14 protein-coding genes are annotated in these 14081 nt (G+C 69.7%); 10 read left to right on the top strand and 4 right to left on the bottom strand.

Annotated elements, in window-relative coordinates; genetic code table 11:
- Positions 1 to 55 precede the first annotated feature (55 nt).
- The 5 genes from STRIP9103_RS25255 (at position 56) to STRIP9103_RS25235 (ending at position 5385) form a co-directional block, all read left to right on the top strand.
- Positions 56 to 781, top strand: a complete 726-nt coding sequence (locus STRIP9103_RS25255) for a class I SAM-dependent methyltransferase (protein WP_009322184.1) — start codon at positions 56 to 58, stop codon at positions 779 to 781.
- A gap of 25 nt (positions 782 to 806) precedes the next feature.
- Positions 807 to 1868 (top strand): ketoacyl-ACP synthase III family protein, encoded by a 1062-nt coding sequence (locus tag STRIP9103_RS25250; protein WP_158696908.1) that lies wholly within the window; start codon positions 807 to 809, stop codon positions 1866 to 1868.
- The gene (locus STRIP9103_RS25245; RefSeq protein WP_009322199.1) at positions 1865 to 3154 is read left to right on the top strand and encodes a cation:proton antiporter; all 1290 of its coding nucleotides are present in this window, start codon (positions 1865 to 1867) and stop codon (positions 3152 to 3154) included. Before STRIP9103_RS25250 ends, STRIP9103_RS25245 begins: the two co-directional genes overlap by 4 nt.
- A gap of 56 nt (positions 3155 to 3210) precedes the next feature.
- Positions 3211 to 4473 (top strand): Nramp family divalent metal transporter, encoded by a 1263-nt coding sequence (locus STRIP9103_RS25240; protein ID WP_009322195.1) that lies wholly within the window; start codon positions 3211 to 3213, stop codon positions 4471 to 4473.
- 330 nt (positions 4474 to 4803) lie between these two features.
- A complete protein-coding gene (locus STRIP9103_RS25235; RefSeq protein WP_009322211.1) occupies positions 4804 to 5385 on the top strand; it encodes a Uma2 family endonuclease in 582 nt (193 codons plus the stop codon).
- 21 nt (positions 5386 to 5406) lie between these two features.
- Here STRIP9103_RS25235 and STRIP9103_RS47010 read toward each other — a convergent pair.
- Positions 5407 to 6281 (bottom strand): IS5 family transposase gene (locus STRIP9103_RS47010; RefSeq protein ID WP_411572367.1). Its coding sequence is split into 2 segments (ribosomal slippage): positions 5407 to 5889 and positions 5892 to 6281, totalling 873 coding nucleotides; the frame shifts between segments, so codons are not numbered across the junction.
- A 32-nt stretch (positions 6282 to 6313) separates the two neighbouring features.
- Between STRIP9103_RS47010 and STRIP9103_RS50105 the strand changes: the two genes are divergently transcribed.
- Complete coding sequence (locus tag STRIP9103_RS50105) at positions 6314 to 6475, top strand: hypothetical protein (protein ID WP_009322224.1); 162 nt, start codon at positions 6314 to 6316, stop codon at positions 6473 to 6475.
- A gap of 320 nt (positions 6476 to 6795) precedes the next feature.
- Here the strand turns inward: STRIP9103_RS50105 and ychF are convergent, their stop codons facing one another.
- Positions 6796 to 7884: a redox-regulated ATPase YchF gene (gene ychF, locus STRIP9103_RS25220; RefSeq protein WP_009322239.1), complete on the bottom strand. Its 1089-nt coding sequence runs from the start codon at positions 7882 to 7884 to the stop codon at positions 6796 to 6798.
- A gap of 422 nt (positions 7885 to 8306) precedes the next feature.
- Here ychF and STRIP9103_RS25215 point away from each other — a divergent pair, with 422 nt between their 5' ends.
- A complete protein-coding gene (locus STRIP9103_RS25215) occupies positions 8307 to 8852 on the top strand; it encodes a DUF6542 domain-containing protein (protein WP_048820943.1) in 546 nt (181 codons plus the stop codon).
- A gap of 67 nt (positions 8853 to 8919) precedes the next feature.
- Here the strand turns inward: STRIP9103_RS25215 and ppgK are convergent, their stop codons facing one another.
- Both ppgK and STRIP9103_RS25205 read right to left on the bottom strand, forming a co-directional pair.
- Positions 8920 to 9666, bottom strand: a complete 747-nt coding sequence (gene ppgK, locus STRIP9103_RS25210; protein WP_009322207.1) for a polyphosphate--glucose phosphotransferase — start codon at positions 9664 to 9666, stop codon at positions 8920 to 8922.
- Between the two features lie 186 nt (positions 9667 to 9852).
- Complete coding sequence (locus STRIP9103_RS25205; RefSeq protein WP_086019306.1) at positions 9853 to 10872, bottom strand: 4-hydroxy-3-methylbut-2-enyl diphosphate reductase; 1020 nt, start codon at positions 10870 to 10872, stop codon at positions 9853 to 9855.
- Positions 10873 to 10977: 105 nt separating this feature from the next.
- On the opposite strand from STRIP9103_RS25205, the gene xseA reads away from it, so the two are divergent.
- The 3 genes from xseA (at position 10978) to STRIP9103_RS25190 (ending at position 13746) form a co-directional block, all read left to right on the top strand.
- Positions 10978 to 12204, top strand: a complete 1227-nt coding sequence (gene xseA, locus STRIP9103_RS25200) for an exodeoxyribonuclease VII large subunit (protein ID WP_009322235.1) — start codon at positions 10978 to 10980, stop codon at positions 12202 to 12204.
- Positions 12205 to 12244: 40 nt separating this feature from the next.
- Positions 12245 to 12511 (top strand): exodeoxyribonuclease VII small subunit, encoded by a 267-nt coding sequence (locus tag STRIP9103_RS25195; protein ID WP_048820951.1) that lies wholly within the window; start codon positions 12245 to 12247, stop codon positions 12509 to 12511.
- A 644-nt stretch (positions 12512 to 13155) separates the two neighbouring features.
- Complete coding sequence (locus tag STRIP9103_RS25190) at positions 13156 to 13746, top strand: malonic semialdehyde reductase (RefSeq protein WP_009322241.1); 591 nt, start codon at positions 13156 to 13158, stop codon at positions 13744 to 13746.
- The last annotated feature ends 335 nt before the right edge of the window (positions 13747 to 14081 follow it).

Genomic DNA, 14081 nt, shown 5'->3' with positions numbered 1-14081 from the left:
CGCCGCACCGCAGCGGGCCGCCAGAGCCCGTGTGTAAGGAAGGCAGGACAGCCGGATGGGAAGCCGATACGGGCCCTTGTGGGAGGCCTACTGGCAGGACCTTCCACAGCGCGAGAGCGAGGCGTTCTGGGACTGTCCGCCGGAGCTGGGCGCGGCCACCCACATCCAGCTCTTCGGACCGCACCTGGACCCCGCGCTGCCACTGGTCGACGTGGGCTGCGGCAACGGCACCCAGACCGCCTACCTGGCGGGGCACTTCGGGCGGGTGCTGGGCGTGGACATCGCCGAGGCCGCGCTGGCCAAGGCCAGACAGCTCAACGTCGGCCCCCACGTGGAATTCCGACGGCTGGACCTCCTGGACGAGGCGGCCGTGCGGGAGTTCCGGGATGAGCTGGGTGATGTGAACGTCTACCAGTCCGGTGTCATCCACCAGCTCGCTCCGGCCGACCGGGACAACTGCATCCATTCGCTGGCCCTGCTCGCAGGCGCGCGCGGCACCGTGTTCGCGCAGGAACTCACCCCCGACAGCTACCGCTACATGGCATACCTCATGACCATCGGCCGCCATGACTTGCCGAAGCTCGACCGTGTGTCGGCCTACTTCGGCATCGGGCTGCAGACGGCGGCGGGAGAGGCCGAGCTGGATGCGGTCTTCGCCGCCTCCGGATTCGAACTCCTCGCCAGCGGAAGCCTGTCCATGCACACCACCGAGACACTGGCCGACGGCACACCCCTGAAACTTCCGGCCTGCTACGTGGTGGCCCGGCCGCAACGGCCCTGACCCGTATGGGGATTCCCTTATGAAAGTGACCGACGTCTTCATCAGCGGCATCGGCGTCCACCTGCCCGACACAGTCCCGATCGAGCAAGCGGTGGCCGACGGACTGATCGCCGAGGGACCGGCGCGGGAGTCCGGGTACACCGGTGCCGCCGTGGCCGGTGACGTGCCTCCGGTCGATATGGCTCTGGCCGCTGCCCGGCAAGCACTCGCCCGGTCCGGCCAGGACCCGACGGGCCTCTCCCTGCTCCTGTACGCCGACAACTACAACAACGGCCCCGTCGGCTGGTATCCGCAGTCGTACCTGCAACGCCACCTTGTGGGCGGTCGCCTGGCCACGGCCGAAGTGCGTCAGGGGTGCAACGGCATGTTCGCCGCGCTGGAACTGGCCGCCGGGTTCCTGACGGGCCAGGGCCCGGACGCCGCCGCGATGACGGTTGCCGCCGACAACATCAGCATGCCGCACGTCAACCGGTGGCAATGCCTGGCACCGGACTTCGTCGTCGGTGACGCCGCCTCGGCGGTCGTCCTGACCCGTGCCGCGGGCGTCGCCCAACTGTTGTCCGTCGCCTCCACCACCGTGGTGGAACTGGAGGAGATGGGACGCGGACGGGAGCCGCTCTTCCCGTCCCGCGACGACGCCGCGGCCTGGGACCTGGCCCGGCGCATCGCGGACTTCCAGGTGAACGTGACGGCGCGGGACGACGGCGAGAGTCCCTGGCTGCCGCTGATCAAGGCCAGGATCGAGGTGATCGACCAAGTGCTCGACGAGGCCGGCATTGAGGTGTCGGACGTCACGCGTGTCGCCTACAACCACTCCTCCCGGCAACACATGGAGGACGGTGTGCTGCGCACGCTGGGCATCGGGATCGACCGGTCCAACTGGGAGTTCGGCCGTCATCTGGGCCACTTGGGGCCGAGCGACCAGGTGATCTTCCTCGACCACGCGCTGCGCTCGGGCGAACTCGCCCACGGGGACCACCTGTTGATGCTGGGCATCAGCCCGGGGCTCAACATCGCGGCGGCCGTGGTGCGGATCCTCGCGGCACCGTCGTGGTCATCGTCCCGCCCCCACAGGAGAACAGCATGACCCAGGACACCATCGTCGCCCACGTCGTCGGGGCCGTGGCGGTGATCAGCGCGCTCGCCGTGCTGCTCGGCGGCCTCGCCCGACGGCTCGGGCAGCCGCCGGTCGTCGGGCAGATCCTCGCGGGCATCGCGATGGGCCCCAGCGTCCTGGGCCACCTGCCCGGCGGGATCGACACCCTGGTCGTCCCCCACGAGATCATCCCGTACCTGTCCGTGCTGGCCCAGATCGGTCTGGTGCTGTTCATGTTCTCGGTCGGCTACGAGATGGACCTGGGGCTGCTGCGAGGCACCGCCCGGGGTGTGGCCACCATCTCCGCCGGATCGTTTCTGCTCCCCATGCTGCTGGGCGCCGGGCTGGCCCTGGTCATCGGTGACAGCGCTCCGCAGGAGGGCGGTCTGGGCACCTTCACCTTCGTGCTGTACCTGGCCGTCGCCCTGTCCATCACTGCGGTTCCGGTCCTGATCAGCATCGTCCGCGACCGCGGGCTCACGCCGACGCTGCCCGGGACACTAAGCATCGCCGCCGCGACCGTCGTGGACGTGGCCGGCTGGAGCACGCTCGGCGTGATCGTCGCCCTGCACTCCGGCGAGGGTAGGTCCCTGGCGGTGACCACCACGCTCACCATCGGATACGTCCTGCTGATGTTCCTCGTGGTACGGCCGGCACTGCTGTGGGGCGCACGGCACGGGCTGTGCACGCCGAAGTGGGTCGGTGCCGTGGTAGCGCTGGCCATGGCCTCGGCGTGGGCCACCGCCTCCCTCAACCTGCACACGATCTTCGGAGCGGTGCTGTTCGGCCTGGTCATGCCCCGGCGACTCGACGGCACCCCGGCCCCCGCCGTCCTCGGCCCGGTCGACCGTGCCGGGGAACTCCTGATGCCGATCTTCTTCGTCACCGCCGGGCTGTCGGTGGATGTCAGCGCGCTGCGCGGTGGGGACTTGGTCCTGCTGGCCGTGGTGATCGCCTTGGCGATGCTGGGCAAGGTCGGCGGCGGAACCCTGGCCTCGCGGGCCGTCGGCCTGAGCTGGCGGCAGTCCGTCGCCGTGGGCGTCTGCATGAACACCCGGGGGCTGACCGAGCTGATCGTGCTGAACATCGGCCTCCAAGCCGGACTGATCGACGCGTCTCTCTACACCGTCCTCGTCGTCATGGCCGTGGTCACGACGCTCATGACAGGCCCTCTGCTGAGTCTGCTGCGGCTGCCCCGGCCCGGCCAGGACCCGGCGGCCGATCTCGATTGGGTCACCGCCACCGACCAGTACGCCACCCGGACCGGGGACCGCTGAAGCGGCACCCGGCACCGTCCTGCCGACCCCCCCCCCCCCCCCCCGCGAGGAGCCCCATGCCTTCGACCGATGTGACCGGGACGAGACGGACCCCCACGCGAACGCGGCCGAACCCAGCACGGCTCCTGGGCCCCGCCTTCGTCGCCGCCATCGCCTACGTGGATCCCGGCAACATCGCGGCGAACGTCTCCGCCGGGGCACAGTACGGATACCTGCTGATCTGGGTGCTGGTCGTCGCCAACGCGATGGCCATGGTTGTGCAGTACCTGTCGGCGAAACTGGGGATCGTCCTCGGGCGCAGCCTGCCGGAGGCACTCGGCGACCGGATGCCCCGGGCGGGCCGACTGGCCTTCTGGGCCCAGGCGGAGCTGGTCGTGATGGCCACCGACCTGGCCGAGGTGGTCGGCGGTGCGATAGCCCTGGAGATCCTCTTCGACGTGCCGCTGCCGCTCGGCGGCCTCATCGTCGGCGGGGTGTCGATGTGGGTCCTCGCCGTACAGACGAGGCACGGTCAGCGCACCTTCGAAGGCGTCGTGACGGGAGCGCTGGCCATCATCGTCCTCGGTTTCACCGCCGGCCTCGTCGTCCACGGCATCGACTGGACGGCCGCGGCCGGCGGCCTCGCCCCCCGGTTCGAGGGCGCCCAGACCGTACTGCTCGCCGCGAGCATGCTGGGCGCGACCGTCATGCCGCACGCCATCTACCTCCACTCCTCGCTCACCCGCGACCGCCACGGTTTCGACCCGGCCCCCTCCCGGATCCGGCTGCTGCTCGGCGCGAGCCGCTGGGACGTGGGCATCGCCCTGCTCATCGCGGGCTCGGCCAACATCGCGCTACTGCTGCTCGCCGCGGGCAACCTGTACGACATCCCCGGCGTCGACAGCATCCAGGGCGCCCACGCCGCTATCACCCGAGCCCTCGGCACCGCCGTCGGCCTCGTCTTCGGTATCGGGATCCTCGCTTCCGGGCTGGCCTCCACCTCCGTCGGCTGCTACGCGGGCGCAGCCGTGATGTCCGGGCTTCTGCGCGTACGGATCCCGCTCCTGCTGCGCCGCGCCGTCACGCTCGTCCCCGCACTCGTCGTCCTGGCCCTCGGCATCGACGCGACCCAGGCCCTGGTCCTGAGCCAGGTCATGCTGAGCATCGGCATCCCGTTCGCCCTCATTCCCCTGGCTCGACTGACCTCCGACCGTCGGCTCATGGGCCCGTTCGCTAACAGCACCGTACTGCGGCTGACCACGTACGCCACCGCCGTGGCCGTCGTCGCGCTGAACGCGCTCCTCATCGTCCTCACGCTGACCGGGCTCTTCGGGGGGTGAGCGACGGCATCGCAACGGGCGCTCCGGGCAGCACCGAGCTTGCTTGGGATGGTGGCCGCCTGCGCCATGGCGGTGAGGATGTCGTGGTACAGCGTGTGCTGCGTGATCCTCTCGCAGCAGGTACTCAGCCTCGGTCCCAAGGATCTACCCGCTGTGCGCGGCCGTCGTCGCTGATCTGCTCGCGGCCGACCACCAACGCGCTTCTGGGAGATCCAAGTCAGCACAGAATCAGCACCGGCGGTAGGTCTGGTGCTTCAGGGCGGCAGGAGGGCCGGTCGCCCCGTCGTCGATCTCGTGGCCCGGGCCTCGTCGAGTCGCTACGGTTGAGCCATGACCGCACTGCCCGACTGGATGCGCCCGCCGCGCGCGGAAGGCTGGTTCGCGGAGGACCTGGACCGCCTCCCCGAGGCGCCCCGCCACACCGAGCTGATCGACGGAGCCCTCGTCTTCATGATGTCGCCCCAGCGATCCTGGCACGGCCGCCTTGTCACCACCCTCACCACCGCGCTCATGGCCACCGCGCCCGCCGGTCTCGAGGTCGAACGGGAGATGACGATCCGCCTTGACGAGCGGAACCGCCCGGAGCCGGATCTGCTCGTGACGACCGCGCCGTACGACCCGGACCGCATGTGGTACGCGCCGGAAGAGGTCCGGCTCGTCGTCGAGGTCGTCTCACCGGAATCCGCCCACCGTGACCGCACGGTGAAGCTGCACAAGTACGCAGAAGCCAAGATCCCGCACTATTGGTGCGTCGAGGAAGAGGACGGCGCTTCTGTCGTGCACGTCTACGAACTCGACGAACCGACTCGCCTCTACGCGCCTGCGGGCATCTTCCGGGGCACACTCAAGCGCCCTGTGCCTTTCGACATCAGCCTGGATCTCGACCGGCTCACCCCGCCGAGGCGCACCTAGGGTGCGTTTTGAAAGTGCTGGTCACAGCCACTCGTTGATGGCTGCGACCAGCACGGTCGCCTCGTAGCGAACTGCCAACTTGTCGTATCTCGTGGCGACAGCGCGGTGCCGCTTGAGGCGATTGATTCCGCACTCGACCGCGTGGCGCTCCTTGTAGTCGGCCTTGTCGAACTTAGGTGGCCGGCCGCCGTGGGAGCCGCGGTTCTTGCGGTTGGCGATCTGGTCGCGCTTCTCCGGGATCGTGCAGCGGATACCGCGCTTGCGCAGGTAGGCACGGTTCGCGCGGGAGCCGTACGCCTTGTCGGCACGCACCTTGTCCGGCCGGGTGCGCGGGCGGCCCGACCCGAGCCGGGGCACCCGGATGCGGCCCAAGACCACCTGGAACTGCGGGGAATCACCGCGCTGTCCTGCCGTGATGACCAGCGACATCGGTTTCTGGGCCTGCTCGACCGCCAGGTGGAGCTTGGTTGTCAGCCCGCCCCGGGAGCGTCCGAGCCCGTGGTCGTCGGGCTCGATGAACACACCGCCTGGCGGCTCGATCTGCAGATCCCCTTTTTGCGGGCGCCGGCCGCATGCTGGTGGGCGCGGGCGATGGTCGAGTCCACCGAGACGTCCCAGGTGATCAGTCCCTCGGCGTCGGCCTGGGCCTGCAGCTGTTCGAAGATGCGGTGCCAGGTGCCGTCCCGCTGCCAGCGGCGGAACAGGCCGTAGACCGTCTCCCACGGGCCATAGCGCTCGGGCACGTCCCGCCAGGAAGCACCGGCGCGGGTGCGCCACCGTATGCCGTCTATCAGTTGCCGCTTGGTGTGCACCGGTGGCCGTCCAGGCTTCTTGCCGACCGGGAGCAGGGGCTCCAGCTTCGCCCACTGTGTATTCGTCAGATCATGCCGCCCCACGAAGTGGGATCTTGACACATCAAGATCCACATATGAAACGCACCCTAGTACTCCAGCCGGATCCGGCCGAGCAGGCCGTGTACAAGCTGCGGATCGTGGCCGAGTACGACGCCGCACCCAAGAACGAGAAGGGCGCGATCCTGCGCCGCGAGCGCCTGTACCACTCGCACGTCAAGGAGTGGTGCTGGTCATGAGGGGGTGATTCTCCTGTCGTGCCCTCTCAGGCTAACCCGACGAAGCGGGACGTCTCACCCAAGGCTGACAGAGAGGGGTACGGCGTTGCCGTGCTTGGAGACGATCTCGATGGCCTCATGATCGTCGTTGACCTACACCAAATGGTACCGAATAACGTACCACTCCCAACCGCCCACACCAGAACCAATTGCGTGACGACTCACCAGAAAAACCAGCACCATCCCAGCACGGGAAACAGCAAAGGGCCGACTCCCGGAAGAGCCGACCCCATCTGACCTGCAAGTTTGCCAGATCGCCAACGTGGTGTTATCGCACTCGCTCACACATTGAAGCGGAACTCGACGACGTCCCCGTCCTGCATGACGTAGTCCTTGCCCTCCATGCGGGCCTTGCCCTTGGCGCGGGCCTCGGCCACCGAGCCGGTTTCGACGAGGTCGTGGAAGGAGATGACCTCGGCCTTGATGAAGCCCTTCTGGAAGTCCGTGTGGATGACGCCGGCGGCCTCGGGGGCGGTGGCGCCCTTCTTGATGGTCCAGGCGCGGGACTCCTTGGGACCGGCCGTGAGGTAGGTCTGGAGGCCGAGGGCGTTGAAACCGACGCGGGCGAGGGTGGCGAGGCCGGGCTCCTCCGCGCCGACCGACTCCAGCAGCTCCATCGCGTCCGCCTCGTCCAGCTCGGCGAGGTCCGCCTCCAGCTTGGCGTTGAGGAAGATCGCCTCGGCGGGGGCGACCAGGGCGCGCTGCTCGTTCTTGAAGTCGTCGTCGGTCAGCTCGTCCTCGTCGACGTTGAAGACGTAGAGGAAGGGCTTCGTGGTCAGCAGGTGCAGGTCGTGCAGGAGCTCCGCGCGGTCACTGCCCTGGACGATGCCCTGCCCGAAGAGCGTGTCGCCCTTCTCCAGGATCTCCTTGGCCTCCTCCACCGCCTTGACCTTCGGCGCGATGTCCTTCTTGATCCGCGACTCCTTCTGGAGCCGGGGCAGGACCTTCTCGATGGTCTGGAGGTCGGCGAGGATCAGCTCGGTGTTGATCGTCTCGATGTCGTCCTTGGGCGAGACCTTGCCGTCGACGTGCACGACGTTCTCGTCCTTGAAGGCACGGATGACCTGGCAGATCGCGTCCGACTCACGGATGTTCGCGAGGAACTTGTTGCCGAGGCCCTCGCCCTCGCTGGCGCCGCGCACGATACCCGCGATGTCGACGAAGTCGACGGTCGCCGGGAGGATCCGCTGGGAGCCGAAGATCTCGGCCAGCTTGTCCAGACGGGCGTCCGGTACGCCCACGACACCCACGTTCGGCTCGATCGTGGCGAACGGGTAGTTGGCCGCGAGCACGTCGTTCTTGGTCAGGGCGTTGAACAGGGTCGACTTGCCGACGTTGGGCAGACCGACGATTCCGATCGTGAGCGACACGTTTACGACTTCCCGTACGTAGGAGGAGGGCCAGGCGGCCGGGGCCTGGGGCGACAGGGCCTGGAGGTTCAGGGCCTGTCCGGCGGATCATGCCCCAGCGGCCAGAGGGCCGGCCGATCCCCCAGTTTACGGCGTGCCGGTACCCGCCCCGGCGAGGTATCGAACGCGTGGCCAAGGTCCGCCCAACGGCGTGTCTGTAGACCTATTCGGCACATTAACCGACCTAAGTTGGTCCAGTGGAGCAACACAGGACGCACCCGCCTCGCACCGACCCGCACCGCGGCATGCCCCTCCCACCCCAGGCGGCCAGAGGCGGCCGGGGCTCGTCGGGCGCGGGGGCGCCGCGTCGTGCTCCGGTCGCGCGCGGGCCCGTTCCACCCCCGGTGCAAGCCGTACGACGCGTCGTCCGCGCCGTGCGCCGCATGCCGAACCCCCGGCTCACCGGCCTGGGTTCCGGGTTGTTCTGCGGGGTGACGATGTTCGTCCTCGCCGCCCTCGTCCGACTGCTCCTCGGGGCTTCCCCCATCGTCTACGGCGTGCTGTTCCTGCTGGTCAGCGCCTTGACCGCGGTGTGGGTGCGGAGGGGTGACCTCGCCAGCGCGCCGGTCGTCGTGCCCATCGCCTTCGCCGCCGGGCTGCCCCTCGTCGAGGGTGACGAGGGCGGGCTCGGCGACCAGCTGATGGCACTCGTCACCGCCCTCGCCGTACAGGCGGGCTGGCTCTACGGCGGCACCCTCGTCGCCGGCGTCATCGTGACCGTGCGCAAAGTGCGGCTGATGGCCCGCCGGGCGGCCGAGCGGGAGTGGGAGCGAGAGAGGCAGAGGGAGAGGGAGCGACGGCAGGGGCAGGGGCGGCTCCGGGCACCCGGTGTTCAGGCCCAGGGGCCGTACGACCGCCGCCCTGTCCGCCCCCGCTCCCCGAGGCCCGCGACGGCGCAGCCCCGCCGGACCGTCCCTCGGGGTTCCTAGGTCCTGGAGCCAGGGTCTCGGAGGGAGCCCCGTTCCCCCGGGGAGTCCGGGGTGGGGCTCCCCGTGTCTAGCCGGCCTTCGCCGCGCGCATCGCCGCGCCCACGATCCCCGCGTTGTTCTGCAGCTGTGCCGGCACGATCTCGGCCTTGATGCCCTCGATCAGGTGAAGGAACTTGTTGGACTTGCGGCTGACCCCGCCGCCGATGATGAAGAGCTCGGGCGAGAAGAGCATCTCCACATGGGCGAGGTACTTGGTGACACGCTTGGCCCAGTGCTCCCAGGTCAGCTCTTGGTCGTCCTTGGCCTTGGTGGAGGCGCGGGTCTCGGCGTCGTGGCCGTGCAGCTCCAGATGACCCAGCTCGGTGTTGGGGACGAGGACGCCGTCGCTGAAGAGGGCACTGCCGATGCCCGTGCCGAAGGTGAGCAGGATGACGGTGCCCCGGCGGTCGCGTCCGGCGCCGAACTGCACCTCGGCGACGCCCGCCGCGTCCGCGTCGTTCACCACCGTCACCGGCAGTCCGCCGAGCCGCTCGCCGAGCAGGGCGCGCGCGTCGACGTCGATCCAGGCCTTGTCGACGTTGGCCGCCGTACGGATCGTGGCACCGCCCGTGACCACGCCGGGGAAGGTGATGCCGACCGGCCCGGTCCAGCCGAAGTGCTCGACGACCTCTTTCACCCCGTCGGCCACCGCGTCGGGCGTCGCCGGGTGCGGGGTCAGCACCTTGTACCGCTCGTCCGCCAGGTCGCCCCGGTCCAGGTCCACGGGAGCGCCCTTGATCCCGGATCCGCCGATGTCCACGCCGAAGATGTGCATGGCCCTACGTTACGTCGTACGACTGACAGTCACGGCCCGGGGTGGTCCGTCCGCCGTCCGGGCGGGGAATCCTCACGCCCTCGAACGCGTACGGCCTCCGAACCTTCACGTATTCGAACACGGCCCGTCCTCGAACACGGCGGCCCCGGAACTTCCTCGTCCGGGGCCGTACGGGCAGGTGGGGAGTCAGGCCTGGGCGGAGCCCTGGCCGGTGCGCTCGGCGACGAGGGTCGCGGCCTCCTCGCGCAGGTCGCGGCGGAGTTCCTTCGGAAGGGAGAAGGTGATCGACTCCTCGGCGGCCTTGACCAGCTCGACGTCCTCGTAGCCGCGCTGGGAGAGCCACTCCAGGACCTCCTCGACGAGGACCTCGGGCACGGAGGCGCCGGAGGTGACACCGACCGTCTCGACACCCTCCAGCCAGGCCTCGTCGATCTCGTTCGCGAAGTCCACGAGGTACGCCTCGCGCGAGCCGGCGAGCTTGGCGACCTCGACGAGCCGCTTGGAGTTGGAGGAGTTGCGCGAGCCGACCACGATGACCAGCTCTGCCTCCGCGCCCATCTGCTTCACGGCGAGCTGACGGTTCTGCGTGGCGTAGCAGATGTCGTCGCTGGGCGGCGAGACGAGCAGCGGGAACTTCTCCTTGAGGGCGCCGACCGTCTCCATCGTCTCGTCGACGGAGAGCGTGGTCTGCGACAGCCAGACCACCTTGGACGGGTCGCGGACCTTGACCTTCTCGACGTCGCCGGGCCCGTCGACCAGCTGGATGTGGTCCGGCGCCTCGCCCGACGTACCGATGACCTCTTCGTGTCCCTCGTGCCCGATCAGGAGGATGTCGAAGTCCTCCTTGGCGTATCGGATCGCCTCCTTGTGCACCTTGGTGACCAGCGGGCACGTCGCGTCGATCGTGGCGAGCTTCCCTCGCTCCGCCTCCTCGTGAACGGTCGGCGCCACACCGTGCGCCGAGAACATCACGATGTTCCCCTCGGGCACCTCCTCCGTCTGCTCGACGAAGATGGCCCCCTTCTTCTCCAGGGTCTGCACGACGTATTTGTTGTGCACGATCTCGTGGCGGACATAGATCGGGGCCCCGTACTGCTCCAGGGCCTTCTCGACAGCGATCACAGCACGGTCGACCCCCGCGCAGTACCCGCGCGGAGCGGCGAGGAGGACACGACGGCGGCCAGGCGAAGCGGTCATGGGTCCCATCGTAAGGGCCGCGGTTGTGGGGGCCGACACGCGTGCCGAACGCCGGGTGCCCTCTCGAACGCCGGGCGCCCTGACGTTGTCGGCCCCCGCCGTTACGCTCACCGCATGGCTCTCAACACGTCCGCAGAGGCTCCCCTCCCCGTCGGTGAGGTCTCCCGGCTCATCGGCGGGTGGATCGACCGGCTCGGGGCGGTGTGGGTCGAGGGGCAGATCACGCAGTTGTCGCGGCGCCCGGGGGCGGGGGTCGTGTTCCTGACGTTGCGGGACCCGTCGTACGACATCTCCGTGAGCGTGACCTGTTTCCGGCAGGTGTTCGACGCGGTGGCCGATGTGGTGAGCGAGGGCGCGCGGGTCGTCGTACTGGCGAAGCCGGAGTGGTACGCGCCCAGGGGGCAGTTGTCGCTGCGGGCGACCGAGATAAGGCCGGTCGGGGTCGGTGAACTGCTCGCGCGGCTTGAGCAGTTGAAGAAGTCCCTGGCGAGCGAAGGGCTGTTCGCGCCGGAGCGGAAGAAGGCGCTGCCGTTTCTGCCGCAGCTGATCGGGCTGGTGTGCGGTCGGGCCTCGGCGGCCGAGCGGGACGTCCTGGAGAACGCGCGGCACCGCTGGCCGGCCGTCCGCTTCGAGGTGCGCAATGTGGCCGTGCAGGGGGCGCACGCGGTGCCGCAGGTGGTCCAGGCCGTGAAGGAGCTGGACGCGCTGGACGGTGTGGACGTCATCGTCGTGGCGCGCGGCGGCGGCAGTGTGGAGGACCTGTTGCCGTTCTCCGACGAGCAGCTCGTACGGGCGGTGGCGGCGTGCCGTACGCCCGTCGTGTCGGCCATCGGGCATGAGCCGGACACCCCGCTGCTGGACTATGTGGCGGACCTGCGGGCGTCCACGCCCACCGACGCGGCGAAGAAGGTCGTGCCGGACGTGGGCGAGGAGTACGAGCGGGTGCGATTGTTGCGGAACCGGGCCCGGCGGTGCGTCGAGGCGTTCGTGGAGCGGGAGGAGCGGGGGCTGGCCCATGCGCTGGCCCGCCCGTCGATAGAGGATCCGCACCGGATGATCGACGAGCGCGCCGACCATGTGGCCTCGCTCCTCGACCGGGGCCGGCGCTGTCTCGGCCACCATCTGGACCGCGCCTCCTCGGAGCTGACGCACACGCACGCGCGCGTGGTGGCCCTCTCCCCCGCCGCGACCCTCCAGCGGGGGTACGCGGTGCTGCAGAAGGCCGACGGCCATGTGGTCCGCGCTCCCGGGGAGGTCACGGCGGCGGAGCCGCTGCGGGCTCGGGTGGCCGGGGGCGAGTTCACCGTCCGGGTCGACGGGACTGTCGGAGGGGACGCATAAGGTGGGCCGCATGACCAGCAACGTGAGCGAGGCCGAGGGGATGACCGAGGCCGAGGGGGCACCCGGTATGTCCGAGGCCGACCGGACCCTCGGTTACGAGCAGGCGCGTGACGAGCTGATCGAGGTCGTACGGCGGCTGGAGGCGGGCGGTACGACGCTGGAGGAGTCCCTCGCCCTCTGGGAGCGCGGCGAGGAACTGGCAAAGGTGTGCCGCCGCTGGCTGGACGGCGCCCGCGCCCGCCTGGACGCGGCGCTGGCAGAGGGCGAGGACGAGGACCCGGGGGCCTCCGGCGGCGGGGGCGAATGAGGCGGGACGCCCGGGTGCGTGGAGCCGGATGACTCCGGCCGCGTGGCGCCACCCGGAGCCGACCGATTCCGACCGGGTCGAGCCACGCGATTGGCTGGGGCCGAGTCAGGGAGCCCGGCGGGTGAGTGAGGCCGACCGGGCCGAACCACACGAAGCCGAGCGCCCCCAACCGGGGCAGCACGCGTGAAAGCGAGTGGCTGGGGCCGGATCAGGGGGCCTGGCGGGTGAGTGAGGTCGACCGGGTCGAGCACGCAAAGCGGCGACCTCAACCGGGTCGAGCCACGCAAAGCCGGGCGACCCCAACCGGGTCGAGCCACACGGAGCCGGGCCATCCCGACCGGGCCGAACCACACGAAACCGAGCGCCCCCAACCGGGGCAGCAAACGTGGAGGCGAGTGGCTGGGGCGGCGCAGGGAGCCCGGCGAGTGGGTGAGGTCGGCCCTTTCCGGCGCGTGGGGAGCGGTTCGGGTCGTGTCATGTCGCGGGGAGGCCTGGTGGGCCGGGCCTCGTGCCCATGCCGGCGGCGGTAGGCCCACCCCTGGGTTCTGTGAAGCGGATCACTTGACGGACTCTTTGGTTGAAACTTGAACTTCCCTTGCGTACTGTCGAGGCCGTAAGCCACCAAGTCTCACGAAGGTTGCCCCATGTCCCTCGTTCTTGACCCCGCCGCCCAGGACCTGCTGTTCCGTGAGGCCCGCACCGCGAACGCCTTCACCGACGAGCCGGTGACCGAGGAGCAGCTGGAGGCGATCTACGACCTGGTCAAGTACGGCCCGACCGCCTTCAACCAGACCCCGCTGCGCATCACCCTGGTCCGCTCCGCCGAGGCCCGTGAGCGTCTGGTGACGCACATGGCCGAGGGCAACCAGGCCAAGACGGCCACCGCCCCGCTGGTCGCGATCCTCTCCGCGGACAACGAGTTCCACGAGGAGCTGCCGACCCTGTTCCCGGCGTTCCCGCAGGCCAAGGATCTCTTCTTCGCCGAGCGCGCGGCGCGTGAGAGCTCCGCCAAGCTCAACGCCGCCCTCCAGGCCGCGTACTTCATCATCGGCGTCCGCGCCGCCGGCCTGGCCGCCGGCCCGATGACCGGCTTCGACGCGGAGGGCGTCCGCAAGGAGTTCCTGGACGACGACCACACCCCGCTGATGGTCGTCAACATCGGCAAGCCGGGCGAGGGCGCCTCCTACCCGCGCTCCCCGCGCCTGGACTTCGAGCAGGTCATCACCACGGTCTGAGCCTCACCCCGGTCACGACGAAGAGGCCTACTTCTTCGCCCCCAGGTCCGCCAGGCTGAACGCAGTGGGGCAGGCGGGGCAGATGAACGCGGTGTACCGGTACACCCGCCCCTGCGACGCATACCGCCTGCGCATGGCATGCAACTCCCCTTCACAGACAGGACAACGGTGCCCGACCCGTTCCTCGTAACTCCACCCCGGCTCCGAGAACCGCGCCGGGAACGGTCCGCCCAGAGCCACGCCCCACCGCCGCCGTGTCACCTCGGCCACGGAGCCCTCCGCGCCCGTCCCGGACTGTGCCGGAACTCCCCCAGCCTTCGGCCGGGGGGACCCCC

The organism is Streptomyces ipomoeae 91-03, from assembly GCF_000317595.1.
In the GTDB taxonomy this organism is placed as follows: Bacteria; Actinomycetota; Actinomycetes; order Streptomycetales; family Streptomycetaceae; genus Streptomyces; species Streptomyces ipomoeae.
This window is presented reverse-complemented; position numbering and strand designations above follow the sequence as displayed.

Coding starts and splice junctions, on each gene's coding strand:
- STRIP9103_RS25245 (WP_009322199.1), top strand. CDS start 1,865: ATGACCCAGGACACCATCGTCGCCCACGTCGTCGGGGCCGTGGCGGTG.
- STRIP9103_RS25195 (WP_048820951.1), top strand. CDS start 12,245: ATGACCGAGGCCGAGGGGGCACCCGGTATGTCCGAGGCCGACCGGACC.
- ppgK (WP_009322207.1), bottom strand. CDS start 9,666: ATGCACATCTTCGGCGTGGACATCGGCGGATCCGGGATCAAGGGCGCT.
- STRIP9103_RS25240 (WP_009322195.1), top strand. CDS start 3,211: ATGCCTTCGACCGATGTGACCGGGACGAGACGGACCCCCACGCGAACG.
- xseA (WP_009322235.1), top strand. CDS start 10,978: ATGGCTCTCAACACGTCCGCAGAGGCTCCCCTCCCCGTCGGTGAGGTC.
- STRIP9103_RS25255 (WP_009322184.1), top strand. CDS start 56: ATGGGAAGCCGATACGGGCCCTTGTGGGAGGCCTACTGGCAGGACCTT.
- STRIP9103_RS25235 (WP_009322211.1), top strand. CDS start 4,804: ATGACCGCACTGCCCGACTGGATGCGCCCGCCGCGCGCGGAAGGCTGG.
- STRIP9103_RS25215 (WP_048820943.1), top strand. CDS start 8,307: ATGCCGAACCCCCGGCTCACCGGCCTGGGTTCCGGGTTGTTCTGCGGG.
- STRIP9103_RS25205 (WP_086019306.1), bottom strand. CDS start 10,872: ATGGGACCCATGACCGCTTCGCCTGGCCGCCGTCGTGTCCTCCTCGCC.
- STRIP9103_RS50105 (WP_009322224.1), top strand. CDS start 6,314: ATGAAACGCACCCTAGTACTCCAGCCGGATCCGGCCGAGCAGGCCGTG.
- STRIP9103_RS25190 (WP_009322241.1), top strand. CDS start 13,156: ATGTCCCTCGTTCTTGACCCCGCCGCCCAGGACCTGCTGTTCCGTGAG.